We start from the raw sequence: 17,972 nt of genomic DNA, 5'->3' as shown, positions 1-17,972 counted from the left end.
AAATGGATGAATTCAAACCAGAAGACGAGCTGAAACCCGATCCCAGCGATCGTCGTACTGGTCGTTCTCGTCAATCTTCTGAACGTTCTGAGCGTACTGAACGTGGCGAACCGCAGATCAATTTTGATGATATTGAACTTGATGACACTGACGATCGCCGTCCGACTCGTGCGCAAAAAGAGCGCAATGAGGAACCGGAAATCGAAGAAGAAATTGACGAATCCGAAGATGAAACCGTGGATGAAGAGCGCGTAGAGCGTCGTCCGCGTAAGCGCAAAAAAGCAGCCAGTAAACCCGCTTCTCGTCAGTATATGATGATGGGCGTCGGCATTCTGGTTCTACTGCTGTTGATCATCGGTATCGGTTCTGCGCTAAAAGCCCCCTCGACCTCTTCCAGCGATCAAACCGCGTCTGGCGAGAAGAGTATTGATCTTGCAGGCAATGCGACCGATCAGGCGAATGGGGTGCAGCCAGCGCCGGGAACCACGTCTGCGGAAAATACTCAGCAGGATGTTTCTCTGCCACCGATCTCTTCTACGCCGACTCAAGGGCAAACCCCGGCGGCAACGGATGGTCAACAACGTGTTGAAGTGCAGGGTGACCTGAACAATGCGCTGACCCAGCCACAAAATCAGCAACAGTTGAACAATGTGGCGGTCAATTCTACATTGCCGACTGAACCAGCAACTGTCGCGCCAGTACGCAATGGCAATGCATCGCGTGACACGGCGAAAACGCAAACTGCTGAACGTCCGGCCACTACGCGTCCAGCTCGTCAGCAGGCGGTGATTGAACCGAAAAAACCGCAAGCAACCGTGAAAACGGAACCGAAGCCGGTAGCACAGACGCCGAAGCGTACTGAACCAGCTGCTCCTGTGGCGAGCACGAAGGCACCGGCTGCGACTTCTGCGCCAGCACCAAAAGAGACGGCGACTACGGCTCCAGTACAGACGGCATCCCCGGCGCAAACCACGGCAACACCAGCCGCTGGAGGGAAGACCGCAGGTAATGTTGGTTCGTTGAAATCGGCACCGTCCAGCCATTACACTCTGCAGCTGAGCAGTTCCTCTAACTACGACAACCTGAACGGTTGGGCGAAGAAAGAGAATCTGAAAAACTACGTTGTCTATGAAACGACGCGTAATGGTCAGCCGTGGTATGTCCTGGTTTCTGGCGTGTACGCTTCGAAAGAAGAGGCGAAAAAAGCGGTATCTACATTGCCAGCAGATGTTCAGGCCAAAAACCCGTGGGCGAAACCGCTGCGTCAGGTACAGGCCGATCTGAAGTAATCAAGGTTATCTCCCGCAATGGGTTATCGTTGCGGGAGTTGCCTGAAGCGCTGGATGCTGTCGGAGCTTTCTCCACAGCCGGAGAAGGTGTAATTAGTTAGTCAGCATGAAGAAAAATCGCGCTTTTTTGAAGTGGGCAGGGGGCAAGTATCCCCTGCTTGATGATATTAAACGGCATTTGCCCAAGGGCGAATGTCTGGTTGAGCCTTTTGTAGGTGCCGGGTCGGTGTTTCTCAACACCGACTTTTCTCGTTATATCCTTGCCGATATCAATAGCGACCTGATCAGTCTCTATAACATTGTGAAGATGCGTACTGATGAGTACGTACAGGCCGCACGCGAGCTGTTTGTTCCCGAAACAAATTGCGCCGAGGTCTACTATCAGTTCCGCGAAGAGTTCAACAAAAGCCAGGATCCGTTCCGTCGGGCGGTACTGTTTTTATATTTGAACCGCTACGGTTACAACGGCCTGTGTCGTTACAATCTGCGCGGTGAGTTTAACGTGCCGTTTGGCCGCTACAAAAAACCCTATTTCCCGGAAGCAGAGTTGTATCACTTCGCTGAAAAAGCGCAGAATGCCTTTTTCTATTGTGAGTCTTACGCCGATAGCATGGCGCGCGCAGATGATGCATCCGTCGTCTATTGCGATCCGCCTTATGCACCGCTGTCTGCGACCGCCAACTTTACGGCGTATCACACAAACAGTTTTACGCTTGAACAACAAGCGCATCTGGCGGAGATCGCCGAAGGTCTGGTTGAGCGCCATATTCCAGTGCTGATCTCCAATCACGATACGATGTTAACGCGTGAGTGGTATCAGCGCGCAAAATTGCATGTCGTCAAAGTTCGACGCAGTATAAGCAGCAACGGCGGCACACGTAAAAAGGTGGACGAACTGCTGGCTTTGTACAAACCAGGAGTCGTTTCACCCGCGAAAAAATAATTCTCAAGGAGAAGCGGATGAAACAGTATTTGATTGCCCCCTCAATTCTGTCGGCTGATTTTGCCCGCCTGGGTGAAGATACCGCAAAAGCCCTGGCAGCTGGCGCTGATGTCGTGCATTTTGACGTCATGGATAACCACTATGTTCCCAATCTGACGATTGGGCCAATGGTGCTGAAATCCTTGCGTAACTACGGCATTACCGCCCCTATCGACGTACACCTGATGGTGAAACCTGTCGATCGCATTGTGCCTGATTTCGCTGCCGCTGGTGCCAGCATCATTACCTTTCATCCAGAAGCCTCCGAGCATGTTGACCGCACGCTGCAACTGATTAAAGAAAATGGCTGTAAAGCGGGACTGGTATTTAACCCGGCGACACCGCTGAGCTATCTGGATTACGTGATGGATAAGCTGGATGTGATCCTGCTGATGTCCGTCAATCCTGGTTTCGGCGGTCAGTCGTTCATTCCTCAAACACTGGATAAACTGCGCGAAGTACGTCGTCGTATCGACGAGTCTGGCTTTGACATTCGTCTGGAAGTAGACGGTGGCGTGAAGGTGAACAACATTGGCGAAATCGCTGCGGCGGGCGCGGATATGTTCGTCGCCGGTTCGGCAATCTTCGACCAGCCAGACTACAAAAAAGTCATTGATGAAATGCGCAGTGAACTGGCAAAGGTAAGTCATGAATAAGTTTGAAGATATTCGCGGCGTCGCTTTTGATCTTGATGGTACGCTGGTCGACAGTGCTCCCGGTCTTGCTGCTGCGGTAGATATGGCGCTGTATGCGCTGGAGTTGCCCGTCGCAGGTGAAGAACGCGTTATTACCTGGATTGGTAACGGCGCAGATGTTCTGATGGAGCGCGCATTGACCTGGGCGCGTCAGGAACGTGCGACTCAGCGTAAAACAATGGGTAAACCGCCCGTTGATGACGACATTCCGGCAGAAGAACAGGTACGTATTCTGCGTAAACTGTTCGATCGCTACTATGGCGAGGTTGCCGAAGAGGGGACGTTTTTGTTCCCGCACGCTGCCGATACGTTGGGCGCGTTGCAGGCTAAAGGCCTGCCGCTAGGCCTGGTCACCAACAAACCGACGCCGTTCGTCGCGCCGCTGCTCGAAGCCTTAGATATTGCCAAATACTTTAGCGTGGTTATCGGCGGCGATGATGTGCAAAACAAAAAACCTCATCCGGACCCGCTGTTACTGGTGGCTGAGCGGATGGGAATTGCCCCACAACAGATGCTGTTTGTCGGCGACTCACGCAATGATATTCAGGCGGCAAAAGCGGCAGGTTGCCCATCCGTTGGCTTAACCTACGGATATAACTACGGCGAGGCTATCGATCTCAGCCAGCCTGATGTAATTTATCAGTCTATAAATGACCTTCTGCCCGCATTAGGGCTTCCGCATAGCGAAAATCAGGAATCGAAAAATGACTAAGCCCATCGTTTTTAGTGGCGCACAGCCCTCAGGTGAATTGACCATTGGTAACTACATGGGTGCGCTGCGTCAGTGGGTAAACATGCAGGATGACTACCATTGCATTTACTGTATCGTTGACCAACACGCGATCACCGTGCGCCAGGATGCACAGAAGCTGCGTAAAGCGACGCTGGATACGCTGGCCTTGTATCTGGCTTGTGGTATCGATCCTGAGAAAAGCACCATTTTTGTTCAGTCCCACGTACCAGAACATGCGCAGTTAGGCTGGGCACTGAACTGCTATACCTACTTCGGCGAACTGAGCCGCATGACCCAGTTTAAAGATAAATCTGCGCGTTATGCCGAGAACATCAACGCTGGTCTGTTTGACTATCCGGTGCTGATGGCTGCGGACATCCTGCTGTATCAAACTAATCTGGTACCGGTGGGTGAAGACCAGAAACAGCACCTGGAACTGAGTCGCGATATCGCCCAGCGTTTCAACGCGCTGTATGGCGAGATCTTTAAGGTGCCGGAGCCGTTTATTCCGAAATCTGGCGCGCGCGTAATGTCGCTGCTGGAGCCGACCAAGAAGATGTCCAAGTCTGACGATAACCGCAATAACGTTATCGGCCTGCTGGAAGATCCGAAATCGGTAGTGAAGAAAATCAAACGCGCGGTCACTGACTCCGACGAGCCGCCGGTAGTTCGCTACGATGTGCAGAACAAAGCGGGCGTTTCCAACCTGCTGGATATCCTTTCTGCGGTAACGGGCCAGAGCATCCCAGAACTGGAAAAACAGTTCGAAGGCAAGATGTATGGTCATCTGAAAGGTGAAGTGGCTGATGCCGTTTCCGGTATGCTGACTGAATTGCAGGAACGCTATCATCGTTTCCGCAACGATGAAGCCTTCCTGCAACAGGTGATGAAAGACGGCGCAGAAAAAGCCAGTGTACACGCTTCCCGTACGCTGAAAGCGGTGTACGAAGCGATTGGTTTTGTGGCGAAGCCGTAATATCAAAACGCTCGGACGGTCCCCTCGCCCCTTTGGGGAGAGGGTTAGGGTGAGGGGAGCAGGCAAGCGCCAGTGGGAATTACCCTTTGCTCGCATTGTCGAATAAATCACTTCGTCATCACTCTGAAACCGGGGAAACCCGGTTTTTTTATCCTCATTTGCAATAATCCGAAAAAATGTGAAGCGCCTCGCCGTTTCCACATCTCACAGTTGCCACTTATCTTCATTTTAATGAAGATATAAACATTCATTTTATTGAAAATATATTATGCGTCGAACGTTTATCAAAAAAGAAGGCGTCGTTATCACGACGCTGGCCCGTTATTTGTTGGGTGAAAAATGCGGTAATAGGTTGAAAACCATAGATGAGCTGGCAACTGAATGCCGTTCATCGGTTGGCCTGACGCAGGCCGCGTTGAAAACGCTGGAATCAAGCGGAGCGATACGGATTGAACGCCGTGGGCGCAATGGCAGTTATCTGGTCGAGATGGATAACAAAGCATTGCTGAGTCATGTGGATATCAACAACGTGGTATGTGCGATGCCTTTGCCCTATACCCGCTTGTACGAAGGTTTAGCGAGCGGGCTGAAAGCTCAGTTTGATGGCATTCCTTTTTACTATGCGCATATGCGCGGCGCGGATATTCGCGTGGAGTGTTTACTTAACGGCGTGTATGACATGGCGGTGGTTTCCCGACTGGCGGCGGAAAGTTATCTCACGCAAAAAGGGTTATGCCTCGCGCTGGAGTTGGGGCCGCACACCTACGTTGGCGAGCACCAGTTGATTTGCCGTAAAGGCGAGTCCGCAAACGTGAAGCGCGTGGGGCTGGATAACCGTTCGGCGGATCAGAAAATCATGACCGATGTTTTTTTTGGCGGTAGTGATGTGGAACGAGTCGATCTCTCTTATCACGAGAGTTTACAACGCATTGTTAAAGGCGATGTCGATGCGGTGATCTGGAACGTGGTGGCGGAAAACGAACTGACCATGCTGGGATTAGAGGCGACGCCGCTCACAGACGATCCGCGATTTTTACAGGCCACCGAAGCCGTGGTCCTGACGCGAGTCGATGATTACCCAATGCAACAACTGCTGCGTGCCGTTGTAGATAAACACGCCCTGCTCGCCCATCAACAACGGGTAGTGAGTGGGGAACAGGAACCGAGTTATTAAACGAAAGGCATCTGATATGGAAACCAGACTCAACCTGCTTTGCGAGGCAGGCGTTATTGATAAGGACATCTGCAAAGGCATGATGCAGGTCGTCAACGTACTGGAAACAGAGTGCCATCTGCCGGTGCGCAGTGAGCAAGGAACGATGGCGATGACACATATGGCGAGTGCACTGATGCGCAGTCGCCGTGGTGAAGAAATAGAGCCGCTGGATAACGAATTGCTGGCAGAGCTGGCGCAATCCAGCCACTGGCAAGCCGTTGTGCAATTGCATCAGGTGTTGTTGAAGGAATTCGCACTGGAAGTTAACCCGTGTGAAGAAGGCTATTTGCTGGCCAACCTTTATGGATTATGGATGGCTGCTAACGAAGAGGTTTGAAGCTCCTGACAAATCCACGTCGCACAACCTAAATATTCAAAAAAATGAATATTTAATTCAAGGAACAGAAACGAGGCAACAAGATGTTTGTAGAAGCATTGAAACGCCAGAACCCGGCGCTGATTTCCGCCGCACTAAGTTTGTGGCAGCAGGGCAAAATCGCCCCGGACAGCTGGGTGATCGACGTGGATCAGATACTGGAAAACGGTAAGCGGCTGATTGAGACGGCGCGGCTTTACGGCATTGAACTGTATCTGATGACCAAACAATTCGGTCGTAACCCATGGCTGGCGGAAAAACTGCTGGCGTTGGGCTACAGCGGCATTGTGGCGGTGGATTACAAAGAGGCGCGAGTCATGCGCCGCGCTGGTTTGCCGGTGGCGCATCAGGGGCATCTGGTACAAATCCCTTGTCATCAGGTTGCTGACGCCGTTGAACAGGGCACCGACGTCATCACCGTGTTTACTCTCGACAAAGCGCGGGAAGTTTCTGCGGCGGCGGTGAAGGCCGGGCGAATCCAGTCTGTGCTGCTCAAAGTTTATAGCGACGATGATTTTCTTTATCCGGGGCAGGAGAGCGGTTTTGTACAGCATTCGCTGCACGAGGTGGTTGCTGAAATTAAGAAACTGCCGGGGCTGCATTTGGCGGGACTAACCCATTTCCCTTGCCTGCTTTGGGATGAGGCTGCCGGGAAAGTTTTGCCGACACCGAATCTTCACACGCTGGTACAAGCACGGGATCAACTGGCGAAATCTGGTATTGCGATTGAGCAACTGAACGCGCCTTCAGCGACCAGCTGCACTTCGCTGCCATTGCTGGCGCAATACGGTGTGACTCATGCCGAACCCGGTCATGCGCTGACGGGCACTATTCCGGCAAACCAGCAGGGCGATCAGCCTGAACGTATCGCGATGCTCTGGTTAAGTGAAATCTCCCATCATTTCCGTGGCGACAGCTACTGCTACGGCGGCGGTTACTACCGTCGTGGTCATGCGCAACATGCGCTGGTGTTTACGCCAGAAAATCAAAAGATTACTGAAACCAATCTCAAAACTGTGGATGACAGCAGTATCGACTACACCCTGCCGCTGGCAGGCGAGTATCCGGTGAGCAGTGCAGTGGTGCTCTGTTTCCGCACGCAGATTTTTGTCACCCGTAGCGATGTGGTGCTGGTGTCCGGTATTCACCGTGGCGAACCGAAAATCGTTGGTCGTTATGACAGTCTTGGAAACTCTCTGGGGGCGTAATGGCGCGATTTGTGGTGTTAGTGATTGATAGCTTTGGCGTAGGGGCAATGAAAGATGTCACGCTGGTGCGTCCGCAAGATGCGGGAGCGAATACCTGTGGTCACATCCTGAGCCAGTTGCCGCATTTGCAGCTACCAACGCTGGAGAAGCTGGGGCTAATCAACGCATTGGGTTATGCGCCAGGCGATATGCAGCCGTCAGATTCCGCAACCTGGGGCGTGGCAGAGCTGCAACATGAAGGTGGCGATACCTTTATGGGGCATCAGGAAATTTTAGGCACGCGCCCGTTACCGCCGCTGCGGATGCCTTTTTGCGATGTGATTGACCGTGTTGAGCAGGCATTAGTATCCGCCGGTTGGCAGGTGGAGCGCCGTGGCGATGAACTGCAATTTCTGTGGGTCAATCAGGCGGTTGCGATTGGCGATAATCTCGAGGCGGATTTAGGCCAGGTCTATAACATTACCGCCAATCTCTCTGTGATCTCTTTTGACGACGCAATCAAAATTGGTCGTATCGTGCGTGAGCAGGTACAGGTCGGTCGGGTCATTACATTTGGTGGCCTGTTAACCGACAGTCAACGCATTCTCGATGCCGCAGAAAGCAAAGAAGGGCGCTTTATTGGTATCAATGCGCCGCGTTCTGGCGCTTATGACAACGGTTTCCAGGTCGTGCATATGGGCTATGGCGTCGATGAAAAAGTGCAGGTGCCACAAAAACTGTATGAAGCAGGCGTGCCAACCGTGCTGGTGGGTAAGGTGGCAGATATCGTCAACAATCCTTATGGCGTGAGCTGGCAAAATCTGGTGGATAGCCAGCGGATTATGGATATCACCCTCGACGAATTTAACACGCATCCGACGGCGTTTATTTGCATCAATATCCAGGAAACCGACCTCGCTGGTCATGCAGAAGACGTCGCACGTTATGCCGAACGTTTGCAGGTCGTTGACCGTAACCTTGCCCGGCTTGTTGAGGCGATGCAGCCAGATGATTGCCTGGTCGTGATGGCGGATCACGGTAACGATCCGACCATTGGTCACAGCCACCATACCCGTGAAGTGGTGCCAGTGCTGGTTTATCAGCAAGGGCTGGTCCACACGCAACTCGGTGTACGCACCACGCTTTCTGATGTGGGGGCTACCGTGTGTGAATTTTTCCGTGCGCCACCGCCACAAAATGGTCGCTCTTTTCTTTCCTCCCTCCGGTTTGCAGGAGACACCCTATGAGTATTGATCCGACGGGTTACACCCTGGCCCATGAGCATCTGCATATTGATCTCTCCGGCTTTAAAAACAACGTGGACTGCCGCCTTGATCAGTATGCGTTCATTTGCCAGGAGATGAACGACCTGATGACCCGGGGCGTGCGTAATGTGATTGAGATGACCAACCGTTACATGGGGCGCAATGCGCAATTTATGCTCGATGTAATGCGCGAGACGGGGATCAACGTGGTGGCCTGCACCGGTTATTACCAGGACGCTTTTTTCCCGGAGCATGTGGCGACCCGCAGCGTGCAGGAACTGGCGCAGGAGATGGTCGATGAAATTGAACAGGGTATCGATGGCACCGACCTGAAAGCCGGGATTATCGCGGAGATCGGCTCTAGCGAAGGGAAGATTACGCCGCTGGAAGAGAAGGTGTTTATTGCCGCTGCGCTGGCGCATAACCAGACCGGACGCCCGATCTCCACGCATACTTCGTTCAGCACCATGGGGCTGGAACAACTGGCTCTGTTGCAAGCCCACGGAGTTGATCTTTCGCGCGTCACCGTTGGTCACTGCGATCTGAAAGACAATCTCGACAACATTTTGAAGATGATCGATCTCGGCGCGTACGTGCAGTTCGACACCATTGGTAAGAACAGTTACTACCCGGACGAAAAGCGCATTGCGATGCTCCACGCGCTACGTGACCGTGGGTTGCTGAACCGCGTCATGCTGTCGATGGATATTACGCGCCGCTCCCATTTAAAAGCCAATGGTGGTTATGGCTATGACTATTTATTGACCACCTTTATTCCGCAATTGCGCCAGTCAGGATTCAGTCAGGCCGATGTGGATGTGATGTTACGTGAAAATCCCTCTCAATTTTTCCAATAAGGACAGACTCATGAAAAAGATTGGCGTTGCAGGCTTACAGCGTGAGCAGATTAAAAAAACCATTGAAGCGACGGCTCCTGGCAGTTTTGAAGTTTTCATTCACAACGACATGGAAGCGGCAATGAAAGTGAAATCCGGGCAACTGGATTACTACATCGGTGCGTGTAATACCGGTGCGGGCGCGGCATTATCGATTGCCATCGCGGTGATTGGCTATAACAAAAGTTGCACCATTGCCAAACCAGGCATTAAAGCGAAAGACGAGCATATCGCCAAAATGATCGCCGAAGGGAAAGTGGCGTTTGGCCTTTCCGTTGAGCACGTCGAACACGCGATTCCGATGCTGATTAACCATCTGAAATAAAAGGCACGACTATGGATCTGTATATTCAGATTATCGTGGTGGCGTGCCTGACGGGTATGACATCGCTTCTGGCGCATCGCTCGGCGGCTGTTTTTCATGACGGCATCCGCCCGATCCTGCCGCAACTGATTGAAGGCTATATGAACCGTCGCGAGGCGGGGAGTATCGCTTTTGGTCTGAGCATTGGTTTTGTGGCCTCGGTGGGGATCTCTTTTACCCTGAAAACCGGGCTGCTCAACGCATGGTTACTCTTTCTTCCTACCGATATCCTCGGCGTCCTGGCGATAAACAGCCTGATGGCGTTTGGTCTTGGCGCTATCTGGGGCGTGTTGATCCTTACTTGCCTGTTGCCAGTAAACCAGCTGCTGACCGCGCTGCCGGTGGATGTATTAGGTAGCCTGGGGGAATTAAGCTCGCCGGTGGTTTCAGCTTTTGCACTGTTCCCGCTGGTGGCGATTTTCTACCAGTTTGGCTGGAAGCAAAGTCTGATCGCCGCCGTGGTGGTACTGATGACCCGTGTGGTAGTCGTGCGCTATTTCCCACATCTTAACCCTGAATCCATCGAAATCTTTATTGGCATGGTGATGCTGCTGGGGATCGCGATAACTCACGACCTGCGTCATCGTGATGAAAATGACATTGATGCCAGCGGGCTTTCGGTGTTTGAAGAACGCACGTCACGGATTATCAAAAACTTACCCTATATCGCCATCGTGGGAGCATTGATTGCCGCCGTTGCCAGCATGAAGATTTTTGCTGGCAGTGAAGTGTCGATCTTCACACTGGAGAAAGCATATTCCGCAGGCGTAACGCCGGAACAATCGCAAACGCTGATTAATCAGGCGGCTCTGGCAGAATTTATGCGCGGACTGGGGTTTGTGCCGTTGATTGCCACCACCGCGTTAGCAACGGGTGTGTATGCAGTTGCGGGCTTTACCTTTGTTTATGCGGTGGGCTATCTCTCGCCGAATCCGATGGTTGCAGCGGTATTAGGTGCAGTGGTTATTTCGGCAGAAGTTTTATTGCTTCGTTCGATCGGCAAATGGCTGGGGCGCTATCCGTCGGTGCGTAATGCGTCGGATAACATCCGTAACGCCATGAATATGCTGATGGAAGTGGCGCTGCTGGTCGGTTCGATTTTCGCAGCAATTAAGATGGCGGGTTATACCGGATTCTCTATCGCGGTTGCCATTTACTTCCTCAACGAATCCCTGGGCCGTCCGGTACAGAAAATGGCGGCACCGGTCGTGGCAGTAATGATCACCGGTATTCTGCTGAATGTTCTTTACTGGCTTGGCCTGTTCGTTCCGGCTTAAGGAAGGCACCTATGAAGACGTTTCCTCTGCAAAGCCTGACGATTATTGAGGCGCAGCAAAAGCAGTTTGCGCTGGTGGATAGCATTTGTCGCCATTTCCCCGGCAGCGAGTTTCTTACTGGCGGTGATTTAGGCTTAACGCCAGGACTGAATCAACCGCGCGTTACCCAGCGTGTGGAACAGGTGCTGGCTGATGCATTTCACGCACAGGCTGCGGCGCTGGTGCAGGGCGCGGGGACTGGCGCGATTCGCGCCGGGCTGGCGGCTTTGCTCAAACCGGGGCAGCGTCTTCTGGTGCATGACGCGCCTGTTTACCCGACGACACGGGTTATTATTGAGCAGATGGGGCTGACGCTTATTACTGTTGATTTCAATGACCTGTCGGCACTGAAGCAGGTCGTCGACGAGCAACAACCGGATGCGGCGCTGGTGCAGCATACGCGCCAGCAGCCGCAGGACAGCTACGTGCTGGCAGATGTGCTGGCAACGTTGCGCGCGGCAGGTGTTCCAGCGTTAACCGATGACAACTATGCGGTGATGAAGGTGGCGCGAATCGGCTGTGAATGCGGCGCGAATGTCTCGACATTTTCCTGCTTCAAGCTATTTGGGCCAGAGGGTGTTGGTGCAGTGGTCGGCGATGCTGATGTTATCAACCGTATTCGCGCCACGCTTTACTCCGGCGGTAGCCAGATCCAGGGCGCACAGGCGCTGGAAGTATTGCGTGGTCTGGTGTTTGCGCCAGTGATGCACGCGGTGCAGGCAGGGGTATCTGAACGGTTGCTGGCTTTGCTTAACGGTGGTGCGGTGCCGGAAGTGAAAAGCGCGGTGATTGCTAATGCGCAGTCGAAGGTGTTGATTGTCGAGTTTCATCAGCCGATTGCCGCCAGAGTGCTGGAAGAGGCGCAAAAGCGCGGTGCCTTGCCTTACCCGGTGGGTGCAGAGTCGAAATATGAAATCCCGCCGCTCTTTTATCGCCTTTCCGGAACGTTTCGCCAGGCGAATCCACAATCAGAACATTGTGCGATTCGCATTAACCCGAATCGCAGCGGTGAAGAGACGGTGCTGCGGATTTTGCGTGAGAGTATTGCCAGTATTTAATGCTGGATAGCACCGTCAAGCTAAATTCCGTACTGAACGGTCCCCTCGCCCCTTTGGGGAGAGGGTTAGGGTGAGGGGAACGTACGGGATGTAAAATTCAACGCGCCAGCATCGCCGGATGCGATGCTGGCGCATCTTATCCGGCCTACGGTTAATGTCTTTTATTATCAATCGTTAAGGTGATGCGATTGGCGCGGCAGAAGAGTTCGGAGACGTGCACCGGTTTGTCATTCTGATCAAAGGCGATTTTGCTGATGCGAAACAACGGTTCGCCCAGTTCGCATTTCAGCCATTTTGCCTGCGGGCGGGTGGCGGCAAAGATATCGATGGTCTTTTTGTCGCTGACCACTCGCGTGTCGAAACGCTCCTGAAATAACTGATAAGTGGAGCTTCCTTCAACGTAAATCTCATCAAAGTCAGGATAACGCGACAGTGGGATCCAGGAACTATCAATAAACAGCGGCTCTTTATCGAGATACATCACCCGGCAAAGATGGAACACTTCGCTGTTGCCAGGGATGTTCAGCTTTTCGCAAAACGGCGCGGCGCTGACTCGTTCCTGCTCGATCACTTTCTCTTTCGTCGCCTTGCCTTGTGAGACGCCAAAATCGGTAAAACCACTGACGGTCAGCAGGGCGTTTTCGACCTTCTGGCTTTGTACAAAGGTGCCTTTGCCCTGCCAGCGGATCAGTACGCCGTCTGCCACTAAGTCGCTGATAGCTTTGCGAATAGTAATGCGGCTGACGTTATATTGCGTACAAAGCTCGTTTTCGGTAGGGATCTGTTGCCCGGCCTGGTAAACCCCCTGCGCGATATCATCCAGCAACCGCTGGCGGACGGTAGCGTAGAGGAGTTGATGAGAGTAGCGGTCCGTAGCTGACATAATCGACCCTGAAATAAAGAATGAATTACTCGGATTATAGGGTCGTTTTCCGGCAAGTAACAGCACGTTGGCGTGAAGATGCTCACGCCAACGTTATACCTACCAGGCACCGTGGTACTGAATGGTTTTCGCCGCGCACGCCGTTCCCTGCGCCATCGCCTGCGGTAATGTCATCCCCGCAGACCAGCCGCAAAGGAATCCGGCAATGAACGAATCTCCGGCACCCATGGTGTCGATAACCGTCACCGGTTCAGGAGCCTGACGCCAGAACTGCGCGCCATCCCAGGCAATGCTGCCGTTTTCACCCAGCGTGACAATCACCACGCCTGCGCCACGGGCAACAATCGCTTTCATCTTCAGACGCAGCGCTTCGTCTTCTTGCGGTGCGGAGGCAAAGGCAAAATCGAGATGCGGCACCAGTGTCTGCCAGAGCGAGCTGTCCCACTTGTCGGAGAAGTCGAAAGCGGTAAGTTTGCCCGCAGCGTGCAGCTGTGGGAATGCGTCTTCCGCATGTCCCCAGATTGCCGCGTGCACAATGTCATACTGCGCCAGCCAGGCGTAATCCTCTTCACTCAGGGCAAAGTCGGCCATCACGCCTTCGGTGTAGTCGCCAAAAACGCGATCATTGTCGTGCAGTTCCACCTGAGTTTGTGCGGTAACGCCGTGTTTCGTATGGACATGGCTGATATCGACGCCCATGCGGGCGAGATCCTGCTTCAGCTTTGTGCCGTAGTCATCGTCACCCACCCAGGTAATGCATCCCGGCTGTATGCCGTAGCGAGTGCAGTACACCGCCACATTGACCGCATTACCGCCAGAAAACGCTTTATTCAGTTGCGGGTAGATATCGACGCAGTTATCGCCGATTGTCGCCAGGGTTTTCATCTCTCATCCTCCGGCAGCAGCGCGCGAAAGCGTTCCAGCGCCTGGCGGGCATAGAGTCTGGGCTCGTTCATATACATCGTCACCAGCTCCACCGTACAGTAACCCTCATAGCCCCGGTCGATAATATCGCGCATCAGTTCCCTCAGCGGCATTTTGCCTTCTCCAGGAATGTAATGCGTGTCGCTGGCCCCGTCGCTGTCGACAATATGCAGATGACGTAATTTATCGCCCAGTTTGTCGAAATAACTCATCACCGGTTCCGCCTGGACATACGGCGCGCAAATGTCGACCATGCTGAACAGGCGCGGCGAAGGCACCAGCGCCAGCGCATGAAGCACATCATTAGCATTACACACGACGTTCGATTCATACGGCGTTAACGGTTCGAGGATTAGATCCATGCCGATGTTTTCCGCGTACTCACACAGTTCGCTTAGGTTCTCTGCCAGCCGTCCCCAGATAACATTAGGTGGCGTGAGATAGCCCGCGTGGGCCGCGGAAATCAGCGTATAACCCGCGTTCATCTCTTTTGCCATATCCATCGCCAGCTTGATCATGTCGAGGCTTTCGCGACGCATATGTTCATCGCCCAGCATCATGTTATACGGATAGCCGTTGGTTTCTGGCGTATAGCCGATAATCGGCATCTGATACGTCTGCGCCAGCGCCTTGATTTGTTTGATGCCGCCCGCTTTTAAGTCCGGCGCGAACGCGTGCGGGCGACCGCCCCAAATTTCGATGCCGTCGTAACCCAGCTCGCTTGCATCACGAAATGCGTGTTCAATAGGCAGCCGCTGGTGGCCGCAGGTAAACATACCTGTTTTCATCGGGTAACTCCTTGCGTAAATTCGGCCCGTTGCCGGGCCGGGAGAGGGATTAATATTCCACCAGACCACCGTAATAGCGGCGTTCATCCGGGTTGTGATCTTTGTAAATAGACAGGTAGTAGCAGAGCCACTCCATTGGCACGAACATCAGGAACGGTGCCAGCCACGGGTGCAGCCCTTGCGAAATTTCGGCGTAATCGATGACGATCACGTTGTCAGTACGCTGTTTAACAAAGTTAATGGCGCGTTCGGTGGTGTGGCGACTTTCATCATTGCCGAGCAGGAACAGGAACGGAACGCCCGGTTCGACAATCTCCAGCGGGCCATGGCGGAACTCTCCGCTCTCAATCACGCAGCCGTGCGTCCAGGTAAATTCCATCAGCGTTACAATGCCTTCTTTGTAACCCAGCGGACGCAGCGGACCCGCAGCAACGGTATAAATCATCGGCCACTGGCTGGCCAGTTCACCAAGCTGGCGGCCTTTTTCTTCCCAGGTGCGTACCAGATGACCGAGCGCATTCGGCAATTGCTTGAGATCGTTTTTGATCTTGCCGATTTCCGCGTTCGGCGCGAGGCGGGTGATCATCTCCAGCACCACGCTGTAGCAGAGCAGCAGGTGAATTTCCCAGATACAGTCGGCCTGATAATCAATGCTAAATTCCGCCGCCGAGGTAATCGGGCTGTCCGCGCGTTTGGTGAACGCCGCAGTGAGTGCGCCGCAGGCCCGGCCCAGCTCCAGCGCTTTGATTACCTCTTCCGTTTTACCGTAGTCAGAAACGCCAATCACCGCGCAACGATCGTCGAGGCGATACGGGGTGTTATCGCAGAACTCCCAGCCGGAAATGGCGTAGACCTGAAGATCGGAAAAGCGATCCGCCAGATGTTTCGCCGTTTGCGCCGCGTTGAGTGGCGATCCGCAGGCAACGAAATAAATACGATCAATGTCGCGCTTCACCATCTCTTCCACGATGGTGTGCACCAGCGGAACGTCATGGCTGAGAACTTTTTCCACTTCCTGAACCATATTTTCGGTGACCAGAAAGTCCACGGTGCTTTTATCAATATCCAACATTTTATTTTCTCCAGATAACATTACGACAAAGCGTTGAGCTGGCGGCTACGCTTCGCCCAGAAGGCGTAAGCAGGCAGACCAGTAGCAATAACGATGACGGCGCAGATAAGGCCGGGAATCGGTGCCCAGACAAAGGTTGAGGCGACCAGAATGAGGCTTGACGCAATGGCGAGGGTGGTCATCAGCCCGAAAGCCGGAGTACGCCACAGCGGTTTGTAATCGTCGCGTTTACGACACCAGATGATGGAGCCGAAGGTGAGGGTATTTTTGAAACACATCACCAGGGTGAAATAACCCAGCAGGCTGGTGAGATCGGAAACGAAGATGAAGAAGATCCCCAGCGCCCCTTGCAGGATGATGGAGACATCCGGCGTGTTGTATTTCGGATGCACATGGCCGAAGCATTTAAAGAACAGGTTGTCTTTCGCCATCGCGTATTCCAGCCGCGGCTGGTACATCACGCAGCTGGAAAGCGAACCAAGAATGACGATCATCGCCGTGATGGCAACAAAGATCCCAGCGGTGCTGCCGAGTGCGGGGATCCAGGTCAGGGCGTCGGAAATCGGCGTTTCAGAATTGGCGAGTTTGTCGAAGGGCATCAGGCCGGAAATCACCAGCGCCAGCAGGGTGTAGAGCACCAGAACCAGCAGACAGGAACCAATCAGCGCTCGTGGCATGGTTTTTCCGGGGTTTTTAATTTCGCCGGTCATATAACAGATAGAGGCCATGCCGGTATACGACCAACTGGTGGCAGAGATCCCCGCCAGCAGCGCCATAAAGCTGCCCGTTGCGCCAATCGCAGTGGTGGTAGGGGCGGCAAAATTCTCCGCTTTAAACCAGAAGATCCCAAGGCCAATGACGATAGTGAACGGGATAATTTTGGCGATGGTAATTAGCGTCTGAAACGCTGCGCCGCCTTCAACGGAGCGCAGGTGTAGCAACATAAAGGCGATAATTAATCCGGCGGCGATAAATTTACCGAGCAACGGATCGATAGGCGTTAAAAAGCCAAGATTGCTGACAATCGCCAGCGCCATAATCGACAATGACGGCGCATCGTTGGCCCAGAAGCTGGCCCAGCCGGAGAGGAAAGCCAGCGGTCGGCTTCCGGCATTTTTCAGATAAACATAATCTGCGCCATTTTCCGGATAAGCGGTGGATAGTTCCGCATAGACGCACATTTGCGGGATCACAATTAACCCGCCAATGACAAACGCGAGCACCGTAAGCCACGGCGTGCCCGCTGCTTTTGCCACTTCACCCACAGATACAAAAATACCGGAGCCGACGGTTGTCCCGACGGCGATTGCAAGAACGGCCCAAAATCCGAGCTTGCGTTGGAGTTCCTGGCTTCCCATAGCGATACCTTTTTCTTGTCCAATACGTTGTAGGGGAGAGTTTGCAGTCATTTAAAAGGTAACATGACAATGCATGATGAATATAACAACATATGATGTTATGTAATGTGGAGGAAGATCACAAAATTTCGCACAGGATCGCGCTGTGGCTAATGGATGTATTTATCAAATTGAATTTAAAGTGAAAATATTTTTACGGGCGGGGGCAAGAAGGACATAGAAACAAATACGCCCTCGGAAAATCCAGAGGGCGTCGGGCAATTAAACCGGTGTTAGCCGATTTCTGTCAGAGACTTACTGTGCAGTAGGACCGCAACCGCCAATGATTTTAGAAATAGAAATTGCCGGGTGCAGCAGGTAGTCGTAAGAGCAGTTCTTATCACGGTTTTCAATATGACCAGTACATGCAGTTAACGTAGCCAGTACCGCACCTACCAGTGCAACTTTAATAAATTTGTTCATTTACATTCCCTATGTATTATATATTGATTAATATTCATTGATTATATGAATATAAGTAGACTGCTCATTAAGAACGATACAGGAATATTTAATCGGCGTCAGTGAGTGAATGACTTAATTTTGTAAGTCGCT

19 protein-coding genes are annotated in these 17,972 nt (G+C 52.8%); 13 read left to right on the top strand and 6 right to left on the bottom strand.

The genetic code is table 11. From position 1 onward, the window contains the following. Positions 1-2: 2 nt before the first annotated feature. The 13 genes from damX to ACJHXA_RS06965 all read left to right on the top strand — a co-directional run bounded on the left by damX (position 3) and on the right by ACJHXA_RS06965 (position 12,353). Positions 3-1,289: a cell division protein DamX gene (gene damX / locus ACJHXA_RS07025; protein ID WP_000343193.1), complete on the top strand. Its 1,287-nt coding sequence runs from the start codon at positions 3-5 to the stop codon at positions 1,287-1,289. Positions 1,290-1,395: 106 nt separating this feature from the next. Next, positions 1,396-2,232 carry an adenine-specific DNA-methyltransferase gene (gene dam, locus ACJHXA_RS07020; protein ID WP_000742143.1) on the top strand — a complete coding sequence of 279 codons (837 nt, stop codon included), beginning with the start codon at positions 1,396-1,398 and terminating at the stop codon, positions 2,230-2,232. Between the two features lie 17 nt (positions 2,233-2,249). Then, positions 2,250-2,927, top strand: a complete 678-nt coding sequence (gene rpe, locus ACJHXA_RS07015; RefSeq protein ID WP_000816280.1) for a ribulose-phosphate 3-epimerase — start codon at positions 2,250-2,252, stop codon at positions 2,925-2,927. After that, complete coding sequence (gene gph, locus ACJHXA_RS07010; RefSeq protein ID WP_001031727.1) at positions 2,920-3,678, top strand: phosphoglycolate phosphatase; 759 nt, start codon at positions 2,920-2,922, stop codon at positions 3,676-3,678. The genes rpe and gph overlap by 8 nt, the downstream gene beginning before the upstream one ends. Further along, the gene (trpS, locus tag ACJHXA_RS07005) at positions 3,671-4,675 is read left to right on the top strand and encodes a tryptophan--tRNA ligase (RefSeq protein WP_000165553.1); all 1,005 of its coding nucleotides are present in this window, start codon (positions 3,671-3,673) and stop codon (positions 4,673-4,675) included. The genes gph and trpS overlap by 8 nt, the downstream gene beginning before the upstream one ends. Before the next feature lie 268 nt (positions 4,676-4,943). Beyond that, entirely contained in the window at positions 4,944-5,849 is a 906-nt protein-coding gene (gene yhfZ, locus ACJHXA_RS07000) for a GntR family transcriptional regulator YhfZ (protein ID WP_001254820.1), read from the top strand. 16 nt (positions 5,850-5,865) lie between these two features. Next, a complete protein-coding gene (locus ACJHXA_RS06995; RefSeq protein ID WP_001295165.1) occupies positions 5,866-6,228 on the top strand; it encodes a PRD domain protein in 363 nt (120 codons plus the stop codon). Positions 6,229-6,311: 83 nt separating this feature from the next. Then, complete coding sequence (locus tag ACJHXA_RS06990) at positions 6,312-7,475, top strand: YhfX family PLP-dependent enzyme (protein WP_000497343.1); 1,164 nt, start codon at positions 6,312-6,314, stop codon at positions 7,473-7,475. Further along, on the top strand, positions 7,475-8,701 hold the full coding sequence (locus ACJHXA_RS06985; RefSeq protein WP_000090592.1) for a phosphopentomutase: 1,227 nt from the start codon (positions 7,475-7,477) through the stop codon (positions 8,699-8,701). Before ACJHXA_RS06990 ends, ACJHXA_RS06985 begins: the two co-directional genes overlap by 1 nt. Continuing rightward, positions 8,698-9,576, top strand: a complete 879-nt coding sequence (locus ACJHXA_RS06980; protein WP_000020844.1) for a phosphotriesterase-related protein — start codon at positions 8,698-8,700, stop codon at positions 9,574-9,576. Before ACJHXA_RS06985 ends, ACJHXA_RS06980 begins: the two co-directional genes overlap by 4 nt. Positions 9,577-9,586: 10 nt before the next feature. Further along, on the top strand, positions 9,587-9,940 hold the full coding sequence (locus ACJHXA_RS06975) for a DUF2620 domain-containing protein (protein WP_001297518.1): 354 nt from the start codon (positions 9,587-9,589) through the stop codon (positions 9,938-9,940). An 11-nt stretch (positions 9,941-9,951) separates the two neighbouring features. After that, positions 9,952-11,256 carry a YhfT family protein gene (locus tag ACJHXA_RS06970; RefSeq protein ID WP_000366862.1) on the top strand — a complete coding sequence of 435 codons (1,305 nt, stop codon included), beginning with the start codon at positions 9,952-9,954 and terminating at the stop codon, positions 11,254-11,256. An 11-nt stretch (positions 11,257-11,267) separates the two neighbouring features. Then, on the top strand, positions 11,268-12,353 hold the full coding sequence (locus ACJHXA_RS06965) for an aminotransferase class I/II-fold pyridoxal phosphate-dependent enzyme (RefSeq protein WP_000847144.1): 1,086 nt from the start codon (positions 11,268-11,270) through the stop codon (positions 12,351-12,353). A gap of 151 nt (positions 12,354-12,504) precedes the next feature. Here the strand turns inward: ACJHXA_RS06965 and frlR are convergent, their stop codons facing one another. The 6 genes from frlR to ACJHXA_RS06935 all read right to left on the bottom strand — a co-directional run bounded on the left by frlR (position 12,505) and on the right by ACJHXA_RS06935 (position 17,840). After that, complete coding sequence (gene frlR, locus ACJHXA_RS06960; protein WP_001276847.1) at positions 12,505-13,236, bottom strand: DNA-binding transcriptional regulator FrlR; 732 nt, start codon at positions 13,234-13,236, stop codon at positions 12,505-12,507. A 99-nt stretch (positions 13,237-13,335) separates the two neighbouring features. Further along, positions 13,336-14,121, bottom strand: coding sequence for a fructoselysine 6-kinase (frlD, locus tag ACJHXA_RS06955; RefSeq protein WP_000853361.1), 786 nt, complete (start codon positions 14,119-14,121; stop codon positions 13,336-13,338). Then, entirely contained in the window at positions 14,118-14,948 is an 831-nt protein-coding gene (gene frlC / locus ACJHXA_RS06950; protein WP_000847834.1) for a fructoselysine 3-epimerase, read from the bottom strand. Before frlC ends, frlD begins: the two co-directional genes overlap by 4 nt. A 49-nt stretch (positions 14,949-14,997) precedes the next feature. Then, on the bottom strand, positions 14,998-16,020 hold the full coding sequence (frlB, locus tag ACJHXA_RS06945; protein ID WP_001315879.1) for a fructoselysine 6-phosphate deglycase: 1,023 nt from the start codon (positions 16,018-16,020) through the stop codon (positions 14,998-15,000). 20 nt (positions 16,021-16,040) lie between these two features. Beyond that, a complete protein-coding gene (gene frlA / locus ACJHXA_RS06940) occupies positions 16,041-17,378 on the bottom strand; it encodes a fructoselysine/psicoselysine transporter (RefSeq protein ID WP_000535505.1) in 1,338 nt (445 codons plus the stop codon). 294 nt (positions 17,379-17,672) lie between these two features. Continuing rightward, a complete protein-coding gene (locus tag ACJHXA_RS06935; protein ID WP_001031834.1) occupies positions 17,673-17,840 on the bottom strand; it encodes a YhfL family protein in 168 nt (55 codons plus the stop codon). Between the last annotated feature and the right edge of the window lie 132 nt (positions 17,841-17,972).

The organism is Escherichia sp. WS33 (assembly GCF_046486385.1).
Classification (GTDB): Bacteria; Pseudomonadota; Gammaproteobacteria; order Enterobacterales; family Enterobacteriaceae; genus ECMA0423.
The sequence above is the reverse complement of the archived record's forward strand: the minus strand, read 5'-3'. Positions and strand labels throughout refer to the sequence as shown.